The organism is Pseudoneobacillus rhizosphaerae (genome assembly GCF_917563885.1).
Taxonomy (GTDB): Bacteria; Bacillota; Bacilli; order Bacillales; family Cytobacillaceae; genus Pseudoneobacillus; species Pseudoneobacillus rhizosphaerae.
In genome coordinates, this window is the sequence record NZ_CAKJTG010000006.1 from 200,380 (window position 1) to 216,459 (window position 16,080).

Here is a 16,080-nt window from a genome sequence, read left to right on the forward strand (position 1 = left end):
TTATAGAACAGTAATGTCTTATTACTATTCCCATTTGGACCCGCCTCGAATGTTGCCAAAATGACAGGATTACTACCTGGACATTCATCAAGCACCTGTACCTGACCACCCAATCGTTCAATCAACTCTTTCAAATAGTCAACTGTCTCGGGGATCATTAATTTCTGAGCAGAGATAGAAGGAAGGGCACATAAGTCTTTTAATCTCTCAATAGAAGTAGGAAGAGAACTATCTATTGATTCTTTTAAACGGATATCCATGCAACATTCTCCTTTTATAAAAAATATGTCCTATACACCTAATTTATTTCGTTATTCGAAAAATATCAATTGTTTTCTCGAAAATAGCCAATATTCAGATCATTATATATCTAGAAACTCAATTTTTAGTTAACACTGACTAGCAATTTTACTAAAAAGGAGGGAATTAAGTGTGAGAATCGATAAACATAAACTACCTACCATCCTTCGTTTCTCGAAAATCCGACACAAAAACTCTAATATCGGAATTTTTAAACTACTTTTGTCGAAGCCATTGATATGGCCTGGGCAATCATTTAACATTACAATCAAGTTAAATATTTCAGAAAATTCAAAACAAGGGAACGGCATTAAGAACTACCTATTGGCCAAAATCATTACAGCCATTAAATCATTAAAATATCTAAAAAATAGTTATATTTTAACCATCCATACATAGGGGGAATTCGATTGTTCCAAAGTGTTAACAGTTTACAATCGACTGTTTTCAGTGACAAAGTGGTGATCGTGACTGGAGCAAGTCATGGCATCGGTCGTGCAATTTGCTGGGAATTTGCCATTCGCGGGGCACATGTACACGCATTGGATATTCTTGAAACGGAGCTAAAGGAAACTCAAACAACCATAGAGCATGCCTTATTAGAAACCACACACCCCGGCACCATACGTACACACTGCATCGATTTAACCAATAGCCATGCAATTAATCAACTTGTTCAGTCGATCGCCGCCACTCATAACAATCAACTTGATATTCTCATCAACAACGCAGGTGGAGTGGTGGGTCAAGTTCACCAGCCGATTGAACAGGTCTCCGACCAAGAATGGCAAAAAGTAATGAACATCAATTTAGATGCAGCCTTTTACATGACCCGATCTGTGGCACCGTATATGAAAAAGCAACACTACGGTAGAATCGTTAACATCTCAAGCGGGGCTGGACGGAGCAGTAGCTTAACCGGCATCCAAGCCTACACAAGTGCCAAAGCCGGACAAATTGGCTTTACAAGACAGATGGCACGTGAACTGGGGCCCTATGGGATAACCGTAAACAATGTAGCACCAGGCTTCGTGCTATCTAATCCTTCCTCCATTAAGCAATGGGAGAATATGGGTGATGCATCACAAAAGGCACTACTTGAAGCCATATCCGTCAAGCGATTGGGTAACCCAGAGGACATTGCCTATCCCGTTCTGTTTTTTGCTTCGGACTTCGCGAAATATGTGAGTGGACAAATCATTTCAGCTGATGGAGGGTTACAGCTATTTTAGGAGGAAACTATGAAAATTACCATTATTGGATCAGGAGCAATTGGAGGAGTGCTTGGAGCATACCTAACACGCGGAAACCATGATGTCACACTATGTGACGTCAATAAAGAACATGTCAAGCAAATGAACGTAGCTGGTCTCACTATCGAGGGACCTGACGATACCTTTACCGTCCCCGTTCAGGCTACAACACCAGAAGAATTACTTGAACGCGCCAAGCCACTTGAAGCCGTATATCTCTGTGTAAAAGCTCATCATACTAGAGAAGCACTATCACCACTTCTACCTTTATTAACTGAGAACTCGTATGTTGTCTCCTTTCAAAATGGTCTTTGTGAAGATGAGATTGCCAGTTTAGTAGGTGAAAGCCGGACAGTAGGCTGTTTCGTTAATTTTTCCGCCGATTATCTCGAACCAGCCAAAATTCTTTATGGAGGCGTTGCATCGCTATACATCGGTGAACTTGACGGTAGCCTGTCACCACGTATTCAATCAATCCAAGAAACACTAAGTTGTTGGGGGCCGGCACAAACAACGACAAATGTTTGGGGCTACCTTTGGGGGAAAATGTCCTACGCCGGTCTCCTTTATGCCACAGCCTTAGTGGATGAAACGATGGTAGGTGTTGTTCGAAAAATCGAGTATCGTGATGCTCTGATGGAGATATGCTCAGAGATTCTCGAGGTGGCTGACAAAGAAGGGGTACACCCACTAGGCTTTGATGACTGGGAACCTAGTCTAGTTTTTCCAAGAGAATCAAGAAATCAATCCAAGCTGAACGCTCAGTTGGAACAACTTGCTGAAAGAATGGCCACTAACAAAAAAACGAAGAGTGGAATTTGGCGTGACCTCGCTGTTCGAAAAAGAAAAACCGAGGTCGACCGTCAGCTTGTGCCGATCATCGAAATCGGTAAAAAGCATGGGATATCAATGCCCTTAACCACATTACTCGTTCAAGCGATCCAAGAACTTGAAGCAGGTATTCGCCAAATGAGCTGGGATAATTTAACCGAACTAAACAACTTATACAAAATGGTGCATAGCCAATGAAACTACGTATAGACCACCGAACTCTATCAGATGACGTCGCAACACTCATTCGAAAAATGATTCTGAACGGTACGCTTAAACCAGGTGAAAGGGTCAATCAAGTTCAATTGGCAGAAAAAATGGAGATTTCACGAGGGCCAATCCGTGAAGCGTTAAGGCTTTTACAAAACGAAGGTCTCATCAAACATGAAGCTAATAAAGGCACGTTCGTCTCAACTTTATCCACACAAGATATTTACGAAATCTACACGTTGCGAGCTCTACTTGAAAGCGAGGCTGCTCGACTTGCTAGCCCGAATCTAACGGCAAAAGATTTTGACACATTAGACCTGCTCATCAACGATTTCAGCAAGGCGCTTGAAGAAAATGATCTTGAAAGAGAGGCACGAATAGATATTCGCTTTCACCATACCATCGTATCTGCTTCAAAGCATCAGCGCTTAATCCATATGCACCAACAGCTCGACACACAGGTAGGGGCGATGTATTTCACCGTTGCAAACAATCTGCCTACACGGGCAAGCAAGGTGGTGGAGAATCATCACCTTCTAGTCGAAGCATTCCAAAGTGGGGACTTACAAGCGATTCAAAAGGTCATTTCTAATCATTATTTATTAACCCTACAAGACTTGAAAAATGTCAATCTATAGGAGGTGCACTATTGCTTTTACAGGTCCAAAACCTTCAATTATCGTTAAAACGCGCAGGAAAGTTTATTAGCATCCTTGACGATGTGAGCTTTCAAGTACAAAAAGGAGAAACATTGGGCATCGTTGGCGAATCAGGCTGTGGCAAAAGCATGACGGCGTTATCGATTATGAGATTATTACCGGATAAAGCCAAATTAGCTGGGGAAGTAAAGGTCGGCTCTGAGGTTATTAGTAAACTTTCCAAAAAGAAACTAGAAAAAATTAGGGGTAATCAAATCTCGATGATTTTTCAAGATCCGTTAACGTCCCTAAACCCCCTTCACACCGTCGGTAAACAAATTGAAGAGGCGTTAATTTTACACACAAACCTTACCAAAAAAGAACGCAAGGACCGGGTTGTTGAGCTTTTAAAAGAAGTGGGCCTCCCCCGCGCTGAGGAAATGGTAAAAGAATATCCACACCAATTATCTGGTGGAATGCGCCAACGAATTATGATCGCCATCGCAATGGCTTGCCGACCACAGCTGCTCATCTGTGACGAGCCCACGACTGCGTTAGATGTAACGGTTCAAGCGCAAATCCTCGAGTTAATGAACAAGCTCAAACAGGAAAATGATATGGGCATCATCATGATTACTCATGACCTAGGGGTAGTGGCAGAAGTGTGCAACCGTGTGATGGTCATGTACGCAGGAAAGGTAGTCGAGGAAGCCGAAGTGAATGAGCTTTTTCAACGACCGAGGCACCCTTACACAATAGGCTTATTAGAGGCGATTCCACGTGTTGGTGAGCGAAAACGAACTTTAGGCTCTATCCCTGGAACGGTCCCTTCACCACAGAACCTACCAATAGGCTGCCGATTTGCGGATCGCTGTAAGGATGCGATGGAAATCTGTCGTCAAGCACAACCAAAAACACTGCAGCTAACCGATGACCATCGTGTAGCTTGTTGGTTATATGACGAAAGGAGGGAGGATCTAAAGGATGACATTACTAGAAATCAAGAATCTAAAACAACACTTTCCCATTAGCAAAGGTTTCTTATCTGAAAAAAAGTACGTAAAAGCGGTTGACGGTGTTAGTTTTACATTGAATAAGGGAGAAACTTTGGGAATCGTCGGCGAATCAGGTTGCGGTAAATCTAGTCTAGGACGTTCCATTCTTCGTCTAGCGGAACCAACCTCTGGGGAGATCAAGTTCAAGGGACAGGATATTTTAAAGTTCAACCGTAAACAAATGAAGAATATAAGAAAGGACATGCAGATTGTCTTTCAAGACCCCTATGCCTCCCTTAATCCAAGAAGTACCATTCGCAGTATTCTTGAGGCACCATTAAAAATTCATGGGATCGGTAATCGAGAAGAACGAATGAAATTGATTGAAAGTTTAGTAGAAAAGATCGGCATCCGGAAGGATCAACTTGACAACTATCCACATGAATTTTCCGGTGGACAACGGCAGCGGATTGGCATTGCTCGTGCATTAACATTAAACCCTGATTTAATTATTGCTGATGAACCGGTATCCGCCTTAGACGTTTCTGTGCAATCACAAGTATTAAACTTATTTGTCGAACTGCAAAAGGAATTCAATCTCAGCTATATTTTCATCTCGCATGATTTATCGGTCGTACAGCACATATCTGACAGAGTAGCCGTGATGTATTTAGGGAAAATAGTCGAGCTTGCTCATGTAGACCAACTTTACCAAAACCCCTTGCATCCTTACACCAAATCCTTGTTATCAGCTTTACCAATCCCAGACCCGAGTCAAAAGCGGGAACGCATAATCTTAGAGGGGGATTTGCCAAGCCCCATCAATCCACCGACTGGTTGTGCCTTTCATACGAGATGTCCAGTGGCAACTTCGGATTGTAGAACGGAAACACCAGCATTACGGGAGAAACAGTTCGGTCACTGGGCAGCATGTATTTATGTGTAAATTTTTCTAAAGGGGGGAGAGATATTGGGAGCCATTAGGTTTATTGTAAAAAGACTCATCTTGATGCTGCCCATTTTACTAGGAATAACGATCCTAACCTTCTTTATCTCCAATACCATTCCAGGAGATCCAGCCCGGTTAATATTAGGACCGAAGGCAACACCGGAAGGAATTGAAAGATTACGAGAAGAGATGGGCTTAAACGATCCAATTTATGTTCAATATGGTAAATACATGTATGGACTGGTTCAGGGTGACTTTGGGAAAAGTACTTACTCGCAACAAGCAGTAAGTGAGGACTTAAAGCGCTATTTCCCGGCCACCTTTGAACTGACTTTGTTCTCGATGTTCCTAACCGTCTTAATTGGAATACCGTTTGGAATCATTAGTGCCAATAAAAAAGATAAAATCCCGGACCAAATAACCCGTTTCATGGCTCTTACCGGAGTGGCCATGCCAGCGTTCTGGTTGGGAATTATTCTACTATTATTCTTCTATTTAAAAATTGGTATTTTACCAGGTGGTGGAAGAATTGACTCTTGGGTGAGCCCACCTGAAGCGATTACCGGTATGTACACCATTGATAGTTTGCTAACTGGAAACTGGGAAGCACTCAAGTCATCGTTAATCCATCTTATCTTACCAGGATTCACGCAGGCAGCTGTAACCATTGGGATGATCACAAGGATGACGCGCTCAAGCATGCTCGAGGTGTTACGCAGCGACTATATTCGTACGGCATACGCAAAGGGTGGTTCCGAAAACCGAGTTCTATACGGTCATGCTCTACAAAACGGGATGATGCCCATCCTCACTTTAATGGGAATGACATTCGGTCATGCTCTCGGCGGAAGTGTCCTAGTTGAATCCGTTTTCTCCTGGCCAGGTCTAGGAAGGTACGCTGTTAATGCGATTAATTATCTTGATTTTCCAGCCGTTATGGGAGTTACGATTCTTATCGCTGTACTTTTTATTACAGTTAATTTGATTATTGATATCCTCTATCACGTTATCGATCCGAGGTTAAAGTACGAATAGAAAGGGGGATTCTCTTGTTTAGAAGATTAGTTTCAAGTCCTTTAACGGTTTTCGGATTTCTCGTTGTTTTCATCCTAGTCATTACGGCACTTTTCGCGCCATTAATTGCTACACATAGTCCTACAGAAGTCAACATTGTCAACAAGTTGCAACCCCCAAGCCAGGAGCATATATTCGGAACGGATGAAGTGGGTCGGGATATTTTTAGTAGAATCGTACACGGCACGAGAATTTCATTAAAAATTGGCTTTCTCGTTGTCATCTTATCCTTTCCAGTTGGCACCATACTCGGTGCTATCGCTGGTTATTTCGGTGGAATCGTTGACCAGTTCATCATGAGAACAACCGATATTTTTTTATCGTTCCCAGGTATTATTTTAGCCATGTCCATTGCCGCTGCTCTTGGACCTTCGATTGAGAATGTGTTACTCGCGCTCGTAATCGTATGGTGGCCATGGTATACAAGGATTGTTCGCTCATCCGTTTTAGCTATAAAAAACGCTGAGTTTATTGAATCGGCACGTGCTTTAGGTGCCAATCCCTTTCGTATCCTTTTTAAAGAAATTCTACCTAACTCGATTGCTCCTGCCAGTATCCAAGCGTCCTTGGATTTCGGGTTTGTCATATTAGCTGCAGCTGGCCTAAGCTTCATTGGTCTCGGTGCGCAACCACCATCACCAGAATGGGGAGCAATGCTATCCTCCAGCCGCGAAATACTTCGTGAAGCATGGTGGGCGGCAACATTCCCAGGTTTAGCCATTCTTTTCACGGTATTAGGATTTAATCTGCTCGGGGACGGTTTACGCGATATTCTCGATCCGAAGCAGCGATAATCAATTGATATCCATTAAGGAAGGGGGCTGGTTGTGGGGAGTTGGTGAATTTTTTTAAGAAAGTAAGCCATATGAACAAAATTAAAGGGGGAAATTACGGTGCCAAAGCAAAGCAAATGGTTAAAGATTGTCTTTTTAATTTTCATGTCCTTCGTCCTTCTTGTTGGATGTAACAAATACAATGAAGAAACCACAACCCCGCCGAAAGAAAATGAACAGGAACAGCCGGATGATGATGCGGTCGTAGAAGATCCAGGTGCACCGCAAAAGGATGTATTTAACTTTGCAACAAACCAAGATATCCCGCACTTAGACCCACACGGAACTTCAGCAAACACATCTTTCCGGGTCACATACATGCTGTATGACCGCTTGGTAACGTATGATGGAACCACAACAGAGGTGGTCCCGCAGCTAGCTGAAAATTGGGAGATTTCAGAAGACGGCACAACCTATACATTCTTTTTACGAAAGGATGCCAAGTTCCATGACGGCTCACCTGTAACATCTGCCGCAGTTGAATATTCTTTCCGCAGAGCGATTGATATTGGAAAATCAGCTGCTGGTATTTTTAGTAAAGTAATTGACGAGAACAGCTTTGAGATCGTTGACGATCATACTATTAAAATTAAACTGCTAAAACCATTTGGACCATTTATCAAAGCATTAGGAACTGTATTTGGTAACATTTTAAACCCAAATCTCGCTGATAACCATGGTGAAGATTTAGGAGAAAGTTATTTAGCTGATAAGGAAGTTGGTTCAGGTCCCTACGTTTTAGAAAGCTGGGATCGCGGTCAGAAGTTAGTTTTAAAAGCAAACGAAAACTACTGGGGTGGCACTCCAACCATGAAAACAGTTAACATCAATATTGTTCCAGAGCCATCCACAGCTCGTTTAATGCTTGAAAAAGGTGAACTAGACCTACTAGATGACACGATGATATCTCCAGACGTTATTAAGCAAATGGATGGGAAAAATGGCGTGGAAATCGTGAATGCACCAGGTTTCCAAATCGACTACTTCCCAATGAATATGACTCAAAAGCCATTAGATAATAAGCTAGTGCGCCAGGCGATTGCTCATGCGATTAACTATGACGTCATTATTGACAATGTCTTCCTTGGTAACGGTGAGCGTATCGGCGGTATCGTTCCAAAAGGGATGTTCGGTTATAACGATGGCGTAAAAGAGTATGATTATAACTTAGACAAAGCAAAGGAATTACTGAAGGAAGCGGGTCAAGAAGGTGGTTTCACCGTTGAAATGGCAATTTCAGAAAACAACGAAGTACGTCGAAACATCGCAGTAATGTTACAATCCGACCTAGCGAAAATCGGTGTAACCGTTGATATTAAAACGTACGCTTGGCCAACATTCCTTGACCTAGTAACAAGCGGAAAGCACGATTTTGGTCTAGTTGCTTGGACACCAGACTATGCTGATCCCGATTACAACCTATGGTATTTCGCTCATAGTTCTAGTAAAGGACCAGGATTTAACCTAGCATTCTATGAGAATAAACGTATTGACGAACTTCTAGAGCTTGCAAGAAAAAGTGTAGATGATGCCCAAAGAGATGCGGCATATAAAGAAATTCAAGCTATTATGGCTGAAGATGTTCCGTACATTTTCTTAGCCCAAAGAAGCGTGCAAGCAGCAAAACGTGAATGGGTAGAAAGACATGAAATCAACCCAATGAACACGTGGTATGTTCCATTCCATAAAATCACGAAAAAATAAGCTAGGAGGACGGTCGTTAGGTTGTGCTTAGCGACTGTCTTCTTTCTTTTACCTTAAGGAGGGCAGTTCTTATGATAATAGGTAACTTACAGGTAGCTCCAGGGGAAAAAGTGAACGGTTATCTGGAGCTTCCAACCGTTCCAGAAAGATTACCAGCCTTCTTAATTAGAGGGGAAACGGATGGGCCAAAGGTACTAGTACTAGGAGGCATACATGGCTGTGAATATACATCAATCGATGCCGCTTTGAAAATTGGCCGCTCGGTTCAGGCAAAGGAAATAAGAGGCACCGTAATCGTGTTGCCAATAGCAAACCCCGCTTCCTTTTACGCCAGAAGCATATATGTGCACCCAAGGGACCAGAAGAATTTAAATCGTGTTTTTCCCGGTAGAGTAGATGGGACTGATTCTGAGCGCTTAGCATATTGGATAAATGAGCTTTGCTTTAAAGAAGTAGATTACATCATCGACCTTCACGGCGGTGACATGATTGAGTCGTTAGTTCCGTTCACTATTTACCATATAACGGAGAATCAACAACTTGTCGAGGATTCGAAGAAAATCGCCTCGTTGTTTGATATCAACTATGTTGTTGGCAGTACGGGGCAAGTTCCGGGCTCCACCTACGGCACTGCTGCTGAGCAAGGGAAAGTTGCGATCATCGCAGAGGCTGGACAAAACGGATTGTTAGACCCTACCGATTCTCATCGATTACAAGAAGGGACTAAAAATGTGCTAAGATCAATCGGCATTTTAGCCGGTGACATAGTTGAAACCGCATCTACCCATTTGTCGAGATTTGATTGGTACCGAGCAAGCTCTAAAAGTCTCTGGTACTCCAATGTCATGATTGGTCAAAGCGTAGCAAAAGGTGATTTACTAGGGGAACTGGTAGACGAATTCGGTGAAACGATGGAGAAAATCTACGCTAGAACAAGTGGCGTCATTTTGTTCCTCGTCACCAGTCTCGCAATCAATGTAAATGATCCATTGCTAGCGGTAGGTGAGTAGAAAATGGACGTATTGGCAATGAGTTTTTTAGAAGTTGCTAAACTGTATCGGTCAAAGGAGGTTTCGCCCGTTGAGGTGATACGCCTGGTTTTTGAGCGTTATCAGCAGGTTGAGCCCTCCTTATGTGCGTTCATCACTATGTTGGAAAAAGAAGCTCTTGAAATGGCTCGCGATATGGAGAAGCGGTTTATGGCTGGTGAACAACTTTCGGTCCTTTCCGGAATCCCATTTTCAGCAAAGGACTTATATGACACAAAAGGAATAAGAACCACTTGCGGGTCCAACGTATTAAAGGACAATGTCCCTGAACGAACTGCTGAAGTGGTTGAGCGGTTTACAGCGGCCGGAGCGATTTTGATTGGCAAAAACAACATGCTAGAGTTCGCCTATGGCATCGCCCACCCAGATTTTAAACAAACGAATAACCCATGGGACGTAACAAAAACGGCTGGTGGTTCAAGTGGGGGGTCAGCCGCCGCTGTTATGGCTGGTGTCGGCTATTTCTCACTTGGTAGTGACACAGGAGGCTCCATTCGCATCCCGGCCTCCTATTGCGGTGTGGTTGGACTAAAGCCTACATATGGCAAAATGAGCCTAAACGGTGTCTTCCCATTATCCTGGTCACTCGATCATGCCGGTCCACTAGCCAAAACAGTCCGAGAAGTGGCCATGTTAATGAATATCTATGAGGGAACTGACGAGGAATACCACTCTTATGGTAAAAAAATAGCCATACTCCCAGATTCATATTTAGGAAGTTTAACAACCGATGTACGGAAGGTATACGGCAAAACAATCAACCTTGTGAAGGAATTAGCGGATTCCGTTGAGACAGTGGAAATCCCGAACTGGAACGAAAGTGAGAAGGACGTCATGAATATGGTGTTGCCAGAAGCAGCGAGCATTCACCAAAAGTGGTTCCATCGTAAAGATGACTATGCACTCGGTACCTACCAGCAACTGCAAGCTGGAAGGGTCCACCAAACGCTCGACTACCTCAATGCCTTGAAGAACCAAGCTGAATGGAGACGTCAGATTTCTCGTCTTTTTGAAGAAGTCGATTTCCTCGTGATGCCAACGGTCGCCTTCACCGCACCGGAAGAAGATCCAGTCATCGGCGACGCCGAATTAAACGAAATGACCTTTACCGGCCCGTTTAATTTATCAGGACACCCAGCGATAACATTGAACATGGGCTTTTCAGAGATTGGTAGATTACCTGTGGGCATGCAAATCGTGGGTGGATGGAACCAGGAAGGAAAGTTGCTTGCCTTTGCTGAGAAACTGGAAAAGCGAGCGAGGCTAGACCGGAAGTGGCCTGGGATTGTTAATGAATCGTTATAGGTTCGCAGCGATCAGGAAATGCAAACGGAACATAAAACCGAAAAGAGGTAATTGCCGATGTACATGATGGACATCAACCGTAAACAGTTTTCAGAAGTCAAAAAATCGATTAAGACCGCTATCATTCCAATTGGCATGATGGAAGCACACGGGCCACATGCAAGTTTAGGGACAGATGTTCTGATTCCAAGAGAGTTCCTGCGTCGGATTGATGCTGAAATGGGAGAGCAGCTGTTGATTGGAGCGGAAATTCCCTATGGTCGTTCGTTCGGATTACTGCCATTTGAAGGGACGATTGATGTCTCAACTGACGCTTTCTCCAATTATGTGTATGAAGTGGGCAAAGAGTTCTACCGAAATGGCTTTCCATACATCGTTCTTTTTAACGGCCATGGTGGAAATATTCCTAGTCTGCAAATCGTTACAGAAAAATTAGCTGAACTAGGTGCAATCGTTATGACTATAAATTGGTGGCTAGATTATCGTCATACGATTGTCGAGATTACACCGGGATTTGGTCATGGTGGCGAGGATGAAACCGCGTTGGTGCTAGCAATCGATAAGAAACTCGCTTATACGGAGGGGCTTCAACCACAGGAATTCGGGACGTTACCGAACATCAAATATCATGGCTGGGGCAAGGATATGTTTCCAGATGCCTATTCTGGTGACCCCGGTGCTGCCACCGCTGAAAAAGGACACAAGCTTTTCGAGGCACTTGTTCCTTTAATGATTAAAGATATCGAAATAATGTGGAACACAACAAGGGGGAGGGTTTAAAATGTTACGTTGGACAAAGGAATCAGTAGGAGAATCAATCGTTGATATTGTGGTCAGTTTAAATAAGGAAGCACAAGCGATGCATAACCAAACTGTGGCAACTGCAAGCTATAGTACTATCAAACCATCACTTAATAGTCTAACCGAAATAGGCTACAAGATTGAAGAAGTCGACAAGGAGCTACAAGACTTAGCCGGACATCCTGGCCGCTATTTGCGTGCGATGAATAATGGGTTCCGTTATTTTACAAGAAGCCTACAAGGTGACAACATCCCTTACGATGAGCTGATTTTAAACATTCAAGAACTTCCTTCTACGATCATTCCTGATGAGAAGATTGCCACTTTGCGCGAACGCGTTGAAAAAGGTTTAACAGACTTAGGGTACACAGGAACCCTAAACGAAAAGATTGTAGCTTGGCGAAAGGATACCGTCATTGAACCTGACAACGTTACAAAAGTGGCTGAAGCCTTTATGGAAAAAAGCAAAGTCGGGACACTCGAACGAGTGATTGGCCTTCCAGCAGAGGATGGTATTGATTCGGTGAACTCCATTCGTGATGTATTTTGGAGTGGTTATAGCAAGTATGTCGGTGATTACCGAGGAACACTTACCTTTAACATTGATCGTCCATGGACAGAGCCAATCTTGGCGCAAATTATGACACATGAAGCCTACCCTGGGCACCAGGCTTTCTATTGTCGCTGGGATTATCAATTTAAACAAGGTAAATTACCACTTGAAGCATCGTATTACCTTATCAACAGTCCGACAAATGCGCTGTTTGAAGGTGGCCCTGAAACTGCTTTACATTTCTTAGGTTGGGATGATGAAAATGAAGAAACACCCGGGGTGAGCAATGATGCTAAACGACAATACCGCTTAAGCCGAGATTTCTTAGATTATCAACGTATTTTTATGACCAATGCATGTTATTTTTATAACCTTGGTCACAAAACGAAGGAAGAAGTGATTGAGTATATGATAAACGAAGGCGGAATTACATCGATTGAAGCGAACAATTGCTTCCGTTTCTTCTCAGACCCTATTCAGCGGACTTATTATCCTTCCTATTATTATGGTCGTTGGATGGTAGGGCTTGCCTACGATGCGACACCGAAGGAGAAACGAAAGGATTATTTCCATATATTATATGATACACCCCACACTACACGGACGTTTATTGATGCGATCAGAGATTTAACCGGAACATCGTTTAAACCCTTTGATATACCAGAAACGGTTTTGAAAAATAATTAATCCAATCAGCGAGGCTGCCGAAAGTCGGGTAGCCTCTTTCTATAGAGGAGGAGAAATATGCGCATAGTCGATGAGGTTTGTCAGGAGCGTCTAATGGAACACACAACTTTCATCTCTAAAGAAGTACGATCTTCCGGTTCAGAAGAGGAGCTTCGTGCCTTTCAATATATTCAACAGCAGTTAGAGAGCATCGGATTAAGAACAGAGCTAACCTTTCAGGAAGCCTATATTAGCTTGCCGGCTGAGGCGGAGATCCAACTTGATGGCACACCCGTTCCATGTATCACTCATTCAATGGCCGCTTCAACAACCGAGAGCGGAATAGAAGGTAAGCTTATCACGCTTGAAGAGAGTGAGGATTGGCCAAGATTAGATGGGAAAATTGTCCTTCTTCAAGGTATTGCTCTCCCAAGTACAGTGGAAAAGGTAGAACGTCTCGGTGCTATCGGGGCTATCTTCGTTAACGGTCCGCACACGCATGAAATGATCGTTTCAACTGTATGGGGAAATCCTACTCCTGATGCGATATATCCAACTATACCTGTTCTATCAGTGAACAACGATTCTAGGGATTTTCTAGAGCAACAGGAGGGTCAAATCTGTTGGATTCGCTCAAAGGTGGATACGGCCTGGCGAAAAATTCCTTGTCTAACAGCAGAACTAAAAGGCACGATAGAACCAGATAAATTCCTGCTTTTTAGCGGTCATGTTGATTCTTGGCATTACGGGGCAATGGACAATGCCACCGCCAATGCAACAATGCTTGAAGTGGCACGTGTCCTAACGAATCACCGTGCAGATTTGCGGAGAAGTATACGCTTTGCCTTTTGGTCTGGTCATTCACACGGGAGATATGCAGGATCTGCTGCCTATTGCGATACCCATTGGGAGGATATGTATGATCATTGTTTTATGCATGTGTATGTTGACTCTGTTGGAGGCAAAGGGGCTACAATACTAGCTGAAAGTAATTGTATGGAGGAAACAAAGGGAATGGCAGCTGAGGTATTAGCCCATTTTTCAGAAGAGAAGTATATCGGTAAACGTTTTGCGAGAGCAGGGGACCAATCCTTTTGGGGTACTGGTGTACCTTCGCTATATATGGGGATGTCTGAACAACCGTTATCCGACGAGCCAGCTGCGCAAGCACTTTTTAAGATTTTTGGCGGCGAAAATGCAGGTGGTTTTGGCTGGTGGTGGCATACCACAGAAGACACGATCGATAAAATTGACGCGGCTCATCTAACTCGTGACTGCCAAATATACGTAGCAACCATCCACAAAGCATGCTCATGCCCTGTGATACCGATTGACCAGAGAGCTGCTGTGAATCAAATAAGAAAGGAAATAGAAAATTATCAGAAGATAGCAAACGGAAAAATAGATTTGAGCGTAACACTTAACAGATTGTCAGAATTACAATTAGGATTGGAAAAGCTTTATGAAAAGATAGATAAAAAACCAGGAAAGGCAGTGTCAGAGGACGTAGAAACATTCAATATTCAAATCATGCAGCTATCTCGATTACTCGTACCTCTTCAATATGTAGCTGGAGATCAATTTGACCATGATAAAGCCATATACCAAGCACCCATCCCGCAATTGGCACCCATCCACCAACTAGCAAAAATAGAAGAAGGGACAAATGAATATTACCAATGGAAGACACACCTAACAAGAAGAATTAACCACCTTAACCACACCCTTAGGCAAGCCAATAGACATATAGCAACAGTTCTTTAGTTTTTAACCCAAAACCCAAAGGGGGATTAATCTAATTTACACAATAAAAATGGGACACTGTATGAGAATACTGTTTGTAAGAGCTATCAAAAAAGTACTGAAATGAAACAACGAATGGATAGTCTTATAAATGGATTGTAAAAGTGAAAGAGGGAAATTTGAGTTATTTAGAGGAATTGCAGAGGCGGTTCCTTTTTATTTTGAAGAAAATTAGCTAGAGTTTTAGGGTCGGGGATTTCTCACCGATAGTACAAACACTTTTATTCTGCAACAAAAAGAACATATATTCCTGTTTGGGGGATATTGTTGAATACTTAAAAAGTATGGCTAAAAGCTGGGTGGGCAGTGGCACATCCTGTTTACGAAGGAATCAGTCTAATGATTGGTTTTGCAAATGCCTGACACCCAGAACTATTTGTAGCTTGAATTTTCAGTATATTCCTTGACATCCTTTAAGAGTAAATAGGAAAATAAAGGTATATTTAAAATAGGGGGCTATTAAATGAACCAGGTTACCTATGATTTCTACTTAAGCGATCTAGAAAAACAAATAATTATGAATGGGATTAAAAATGGATTAAATCATTTCTATAAGGAAAGAGAAGGGAAATCTAGCATTTTAACCGAAAAAAATTTCATCTCTCGTCAGCGCTCATCTTATGTATTTGACTCCATCTATGACCTCCCGAATCAGCATCCAGAACTGAATCTGACAGCAGAAATAAGAAATGCTGGACTATCCTACGAATATGTCATCCTTTTTTTCGAATCCAGAAATCTGATGGTTACTTTCTCTCAAGTCAAACATCTAGAAGATCTTCCCGAATACAGTGAATATCGAAGTGAATTTACCGAAGGCAACCGCGCCTATAACCCACAACTATCTTTCTTTCGTGACGAAGAAAACACGCTTAAACTCTATAAACATCTAGTCGTTACTTACAATGGTTCACATGGTCCGGATCCTGTTTTCATTTGTATGGGTGCAACCACACCTTCACAAAAAGAATGGATTTTTCATGAGAGATTAGTGGAGAGAACAGAGGTGGGTTAATGGTTTGTCCATGTGTTTGCCTACCAAACCTTCGTAATGAGATTAAAAAACTTAGAACTGAATCAATCATAATTTTAAAAATAAAAATGATCTAAAATAAG

The 16,080-nt window shown here is 42.6% G+C and carries 15 protein-coding genes and 1 pseudogene; 15 read left to right on the top strand and 1 reads right to left on the bottom strand.

Annotated elements, in window-relative coordinates; genetic code table 11:
* Positions 1–260 (bottom strand): annotated as a pseudogene (locus tag LRP83_RS06995) (M20/M25/M40 family metallo-hydrolase); the annotation flags it as partial.
* 172 nt (positions 261–432) lie between these two features.
* Here LRP83_RS06995 and LRP83_RS07000 point away from each other — a divergent pair.
* The 15 genes from LRP83_RS07000 (at position 433) to LRP83_RS07070 (ending at position 15,979) form a co-directional block, all read left to right on the top strand.
* Positions 433–699, top strand: coding sequence for a hypothetical protein (locus LRP83_RS07000; protein WP_230495971.1), 267 nt, complete (start codon positions 433–435; stop codon positions 697–699).
* Between the two features lie 11 nt (positions 700–710).
* Positions 711–1,532: an SDR family NAD(P)-dependent oxidoreductase gene (locus tag LRP83_RS07005; protein WP_230495972.1), complete on the top strand. Its 822-nt coding sequence runs from the start codon at positions 711–713 to the stop codon at positions 1,530–1,532.
* 9 nt (positions 1,533–1,541) lie between these two features.
* Complete coding sequence (locus tag LRP83_RS07010) at positions 1,542–2,582, top strand: ketopantoate reductase family protein (RefSeq protein WP_230495973.1); 1,041 nt, start codon at positions 1,542–1,544, stop codon at positions 2,580–2,582.
* Positions 2,579–3,232 (top strand): GntR family transcriptional regulator, encoded by a 654-nt coding sequence (locus LRP83_RS07015; protein ID WP_230495974.1) that lies wholly within the window; start codon positions 2,579–2,581, stop codon positions 3,230–3,232. The genes LRP83_RS07010 and LRP83_RS07015 overlap by 4 nt, the downstream gene beginning before the upstream one ends.
* An 11-nt stretch (positions 3,233–3,243) precedes the next feature.
* Positions 3,244–4,263 carry an ABC transporter ATP-binding protein gene (locus tag LRP83_RS07020; RefSeq protein WP_230495975.1) on the top strand — a complete coding sequence of 340 codons (1,020 nt, stop codon included), beginning with the start codon at positions 3,244–3,246 and terminating at the stop codon, positions 4,261–4,263.
* On the top strand, positions 4,217–5,173 hold the full coding sequence (locus LRP83_RS07025) for an ABC transporter ATP-binding protein (protein WP_230495976.1): 957 nt from the start codon (positions 4,217–4,219) through the stop codon (positions 5,171–5,173). The genes LRP83_RS07020 and LRP83_RS07025 overlap by 47 nt, the downstream gene beginning before the upstream one ends.
* A gap of 24 nt (positions 5,174–5,197) precedes the next feature.
* Positions 5,198–6,211: an ABC transporter permease gene (locus LRP83_RS07030; protein WP_230495977.1), complete on the top strand. Its 1,014-nt coding sequence runs from the start codon at positions 5,198–5,200 to the stop codon at positions 6,209–6,211.
* Between the two features lie 14 nt (positions 6,212–6,225).
* A complete protein-coding gene (nikC, locus tag LRP83_RS07035) occupies positions 6,226–7,044 on the top strand; it encodes a nickel transporter permease (protein WP_230495978.1) in 819 nt (272 codons plus the stop codon).
* A 99-nt stretch (positions 7,045–7,143) separates the two neighbouring features.
* The gene (locus LRP83_RS07040; protein ID WP_230495979.1) at positions 7,144–8,787 is read left to right on the top strand and encodes an ABC transporter substrate-binding protein; all 1,644 of its coding nucleotides are present in this window, start codon (positions 7,144–7,146) and stop codon (positions 8,785–8,787) included.
* Positions 8,788–8,858: 71 nt separating this feature from the next.
* Positions 8,859–9,797 carry a M14 family metallopeptidase gene (locus LRP83_RS07045; RefSeq protein WP_230495980.1) on the top strand — a complete coding sequence of 313 codons (939 nt, stop codon included), beginning with the start codon at positions 8,859–8,861 and terminating at the stop codon, positions 9,795–9,797.
* Between the two features lie 3 nt (positions 9,798–9,800).
* Complete coding sequence (locus tag LRP83_RS07050; protein ID WP_230495981.1) at positions 9,801–11,141, top strand: amidase; 1,341 nt, start codon at positions 9,801–9,803, stop codon at positions 11,139–11,141.
* A 57-nt stretch (positions 11,142–11,198) separates the two neighbouring features.
* Positions 11,199–11,921: a creatininase family protein gene (locus LRP83_RS07055; protein ID WP_230495982.1), complete on the top strand. Its 723-nt coding sequence runs from the start codon at positions 11,199–11,201 to the stop codon at positions 11,919–11,921.
* A gap of 1 nt (position 11,922) precedes the next feature.
* Entirely contained in the window at positions 11,923–13,182 is a 1,260-nt protein-coding gene (locus tag LRP83_RS07060) for a hypothetical protein (protein ID WP_230495983.1), read from the top strand.
* A gap of 57 nt (positions 13,183–13,239) precedes the next feature.
* Entirely contained in the window at positions 13,240–14,925 is a 1,686-nt protein-coding gene (locus tag LRP83_RS07065; RefSeq protein WP_230495984.1) for a M28 family peptidase, read from the top strand.
* A 502-nt stretch (positions 14,926–15,427) separates the two neighbouring features.
* Positions 15,428–15,979, top strand: a complete 552-nt coding sequence (locus LRP83_RS07070; RefSeq protein WP_230495985.1) for a hypothetical protein — start codon at positions 15,428–15,430, stop codon at positions 15,977–15,979.
* The last annotated feature ends 101 nt before the right edge of the window (positions 15,980–16,080 follow it).

Coding starts and splice junctions, on each gene's coding strand:
- LRP83_RS07010 (WP_230495973.1), top strand. CDS start 1,542: ATGAAAATTACCATTATTGGATCAGGAGCAATTGGAGGAGTGCTTGGA.
- LRP83_RS07015 (WP_230495974.1), top strand. CDS start 2,579: ATGAAACTACGTATAGACCACCGAACTCTATCAGATGACGTCGCAACA.
- LRP83_RS07025 (WP_230495976.1), top strand. CDS start 4,217: ATGACATTACTAGAAATCAAGAATCTAAAACAACACTTTCCCATTAGC.
- LRP83_RS07045 (WP_230495980.1), top strand. CDS start 8,859: ATGATAATAGGTAACTTACAGGTAGCTCCAGGGGAAAAAGTGAACGGT.
- LRP83_RS07050 (WP_230495981.1), top strand. CDS start 9,801: ATGGACGTATTGGCAATGAGTTTTTTAGAAGTTGCTAAACTGTATCGG.
- LRP83_RS07055 (WP_230495982.1), top strand. CDS start 11,199: ATGTACATGATGGACATCAACCGTAAACAGTTTTCAGAAGTCAAAAAA.
- LRP83_RS07060 (WP_230495983.1), top strand. CDS start 11,923: ATGTTACGTTGGACAAAGGAATCAGTAGGAGAATCAATCGTTGATATT.
- LRP83_RS07065 (WP_230495984.1), top strand. CDS start 13,240: ATGCGCATAGTCGATGAGGTTTGTCAGGAGCGTCTAATGGAACACACA.
- LRP83_RS07070 (WP_230495985.1), top strand. CDS start 15,428: ATGAACCAGGTTACCTATGATTTCTACTTAAGCGATCTAGAAAAACAA.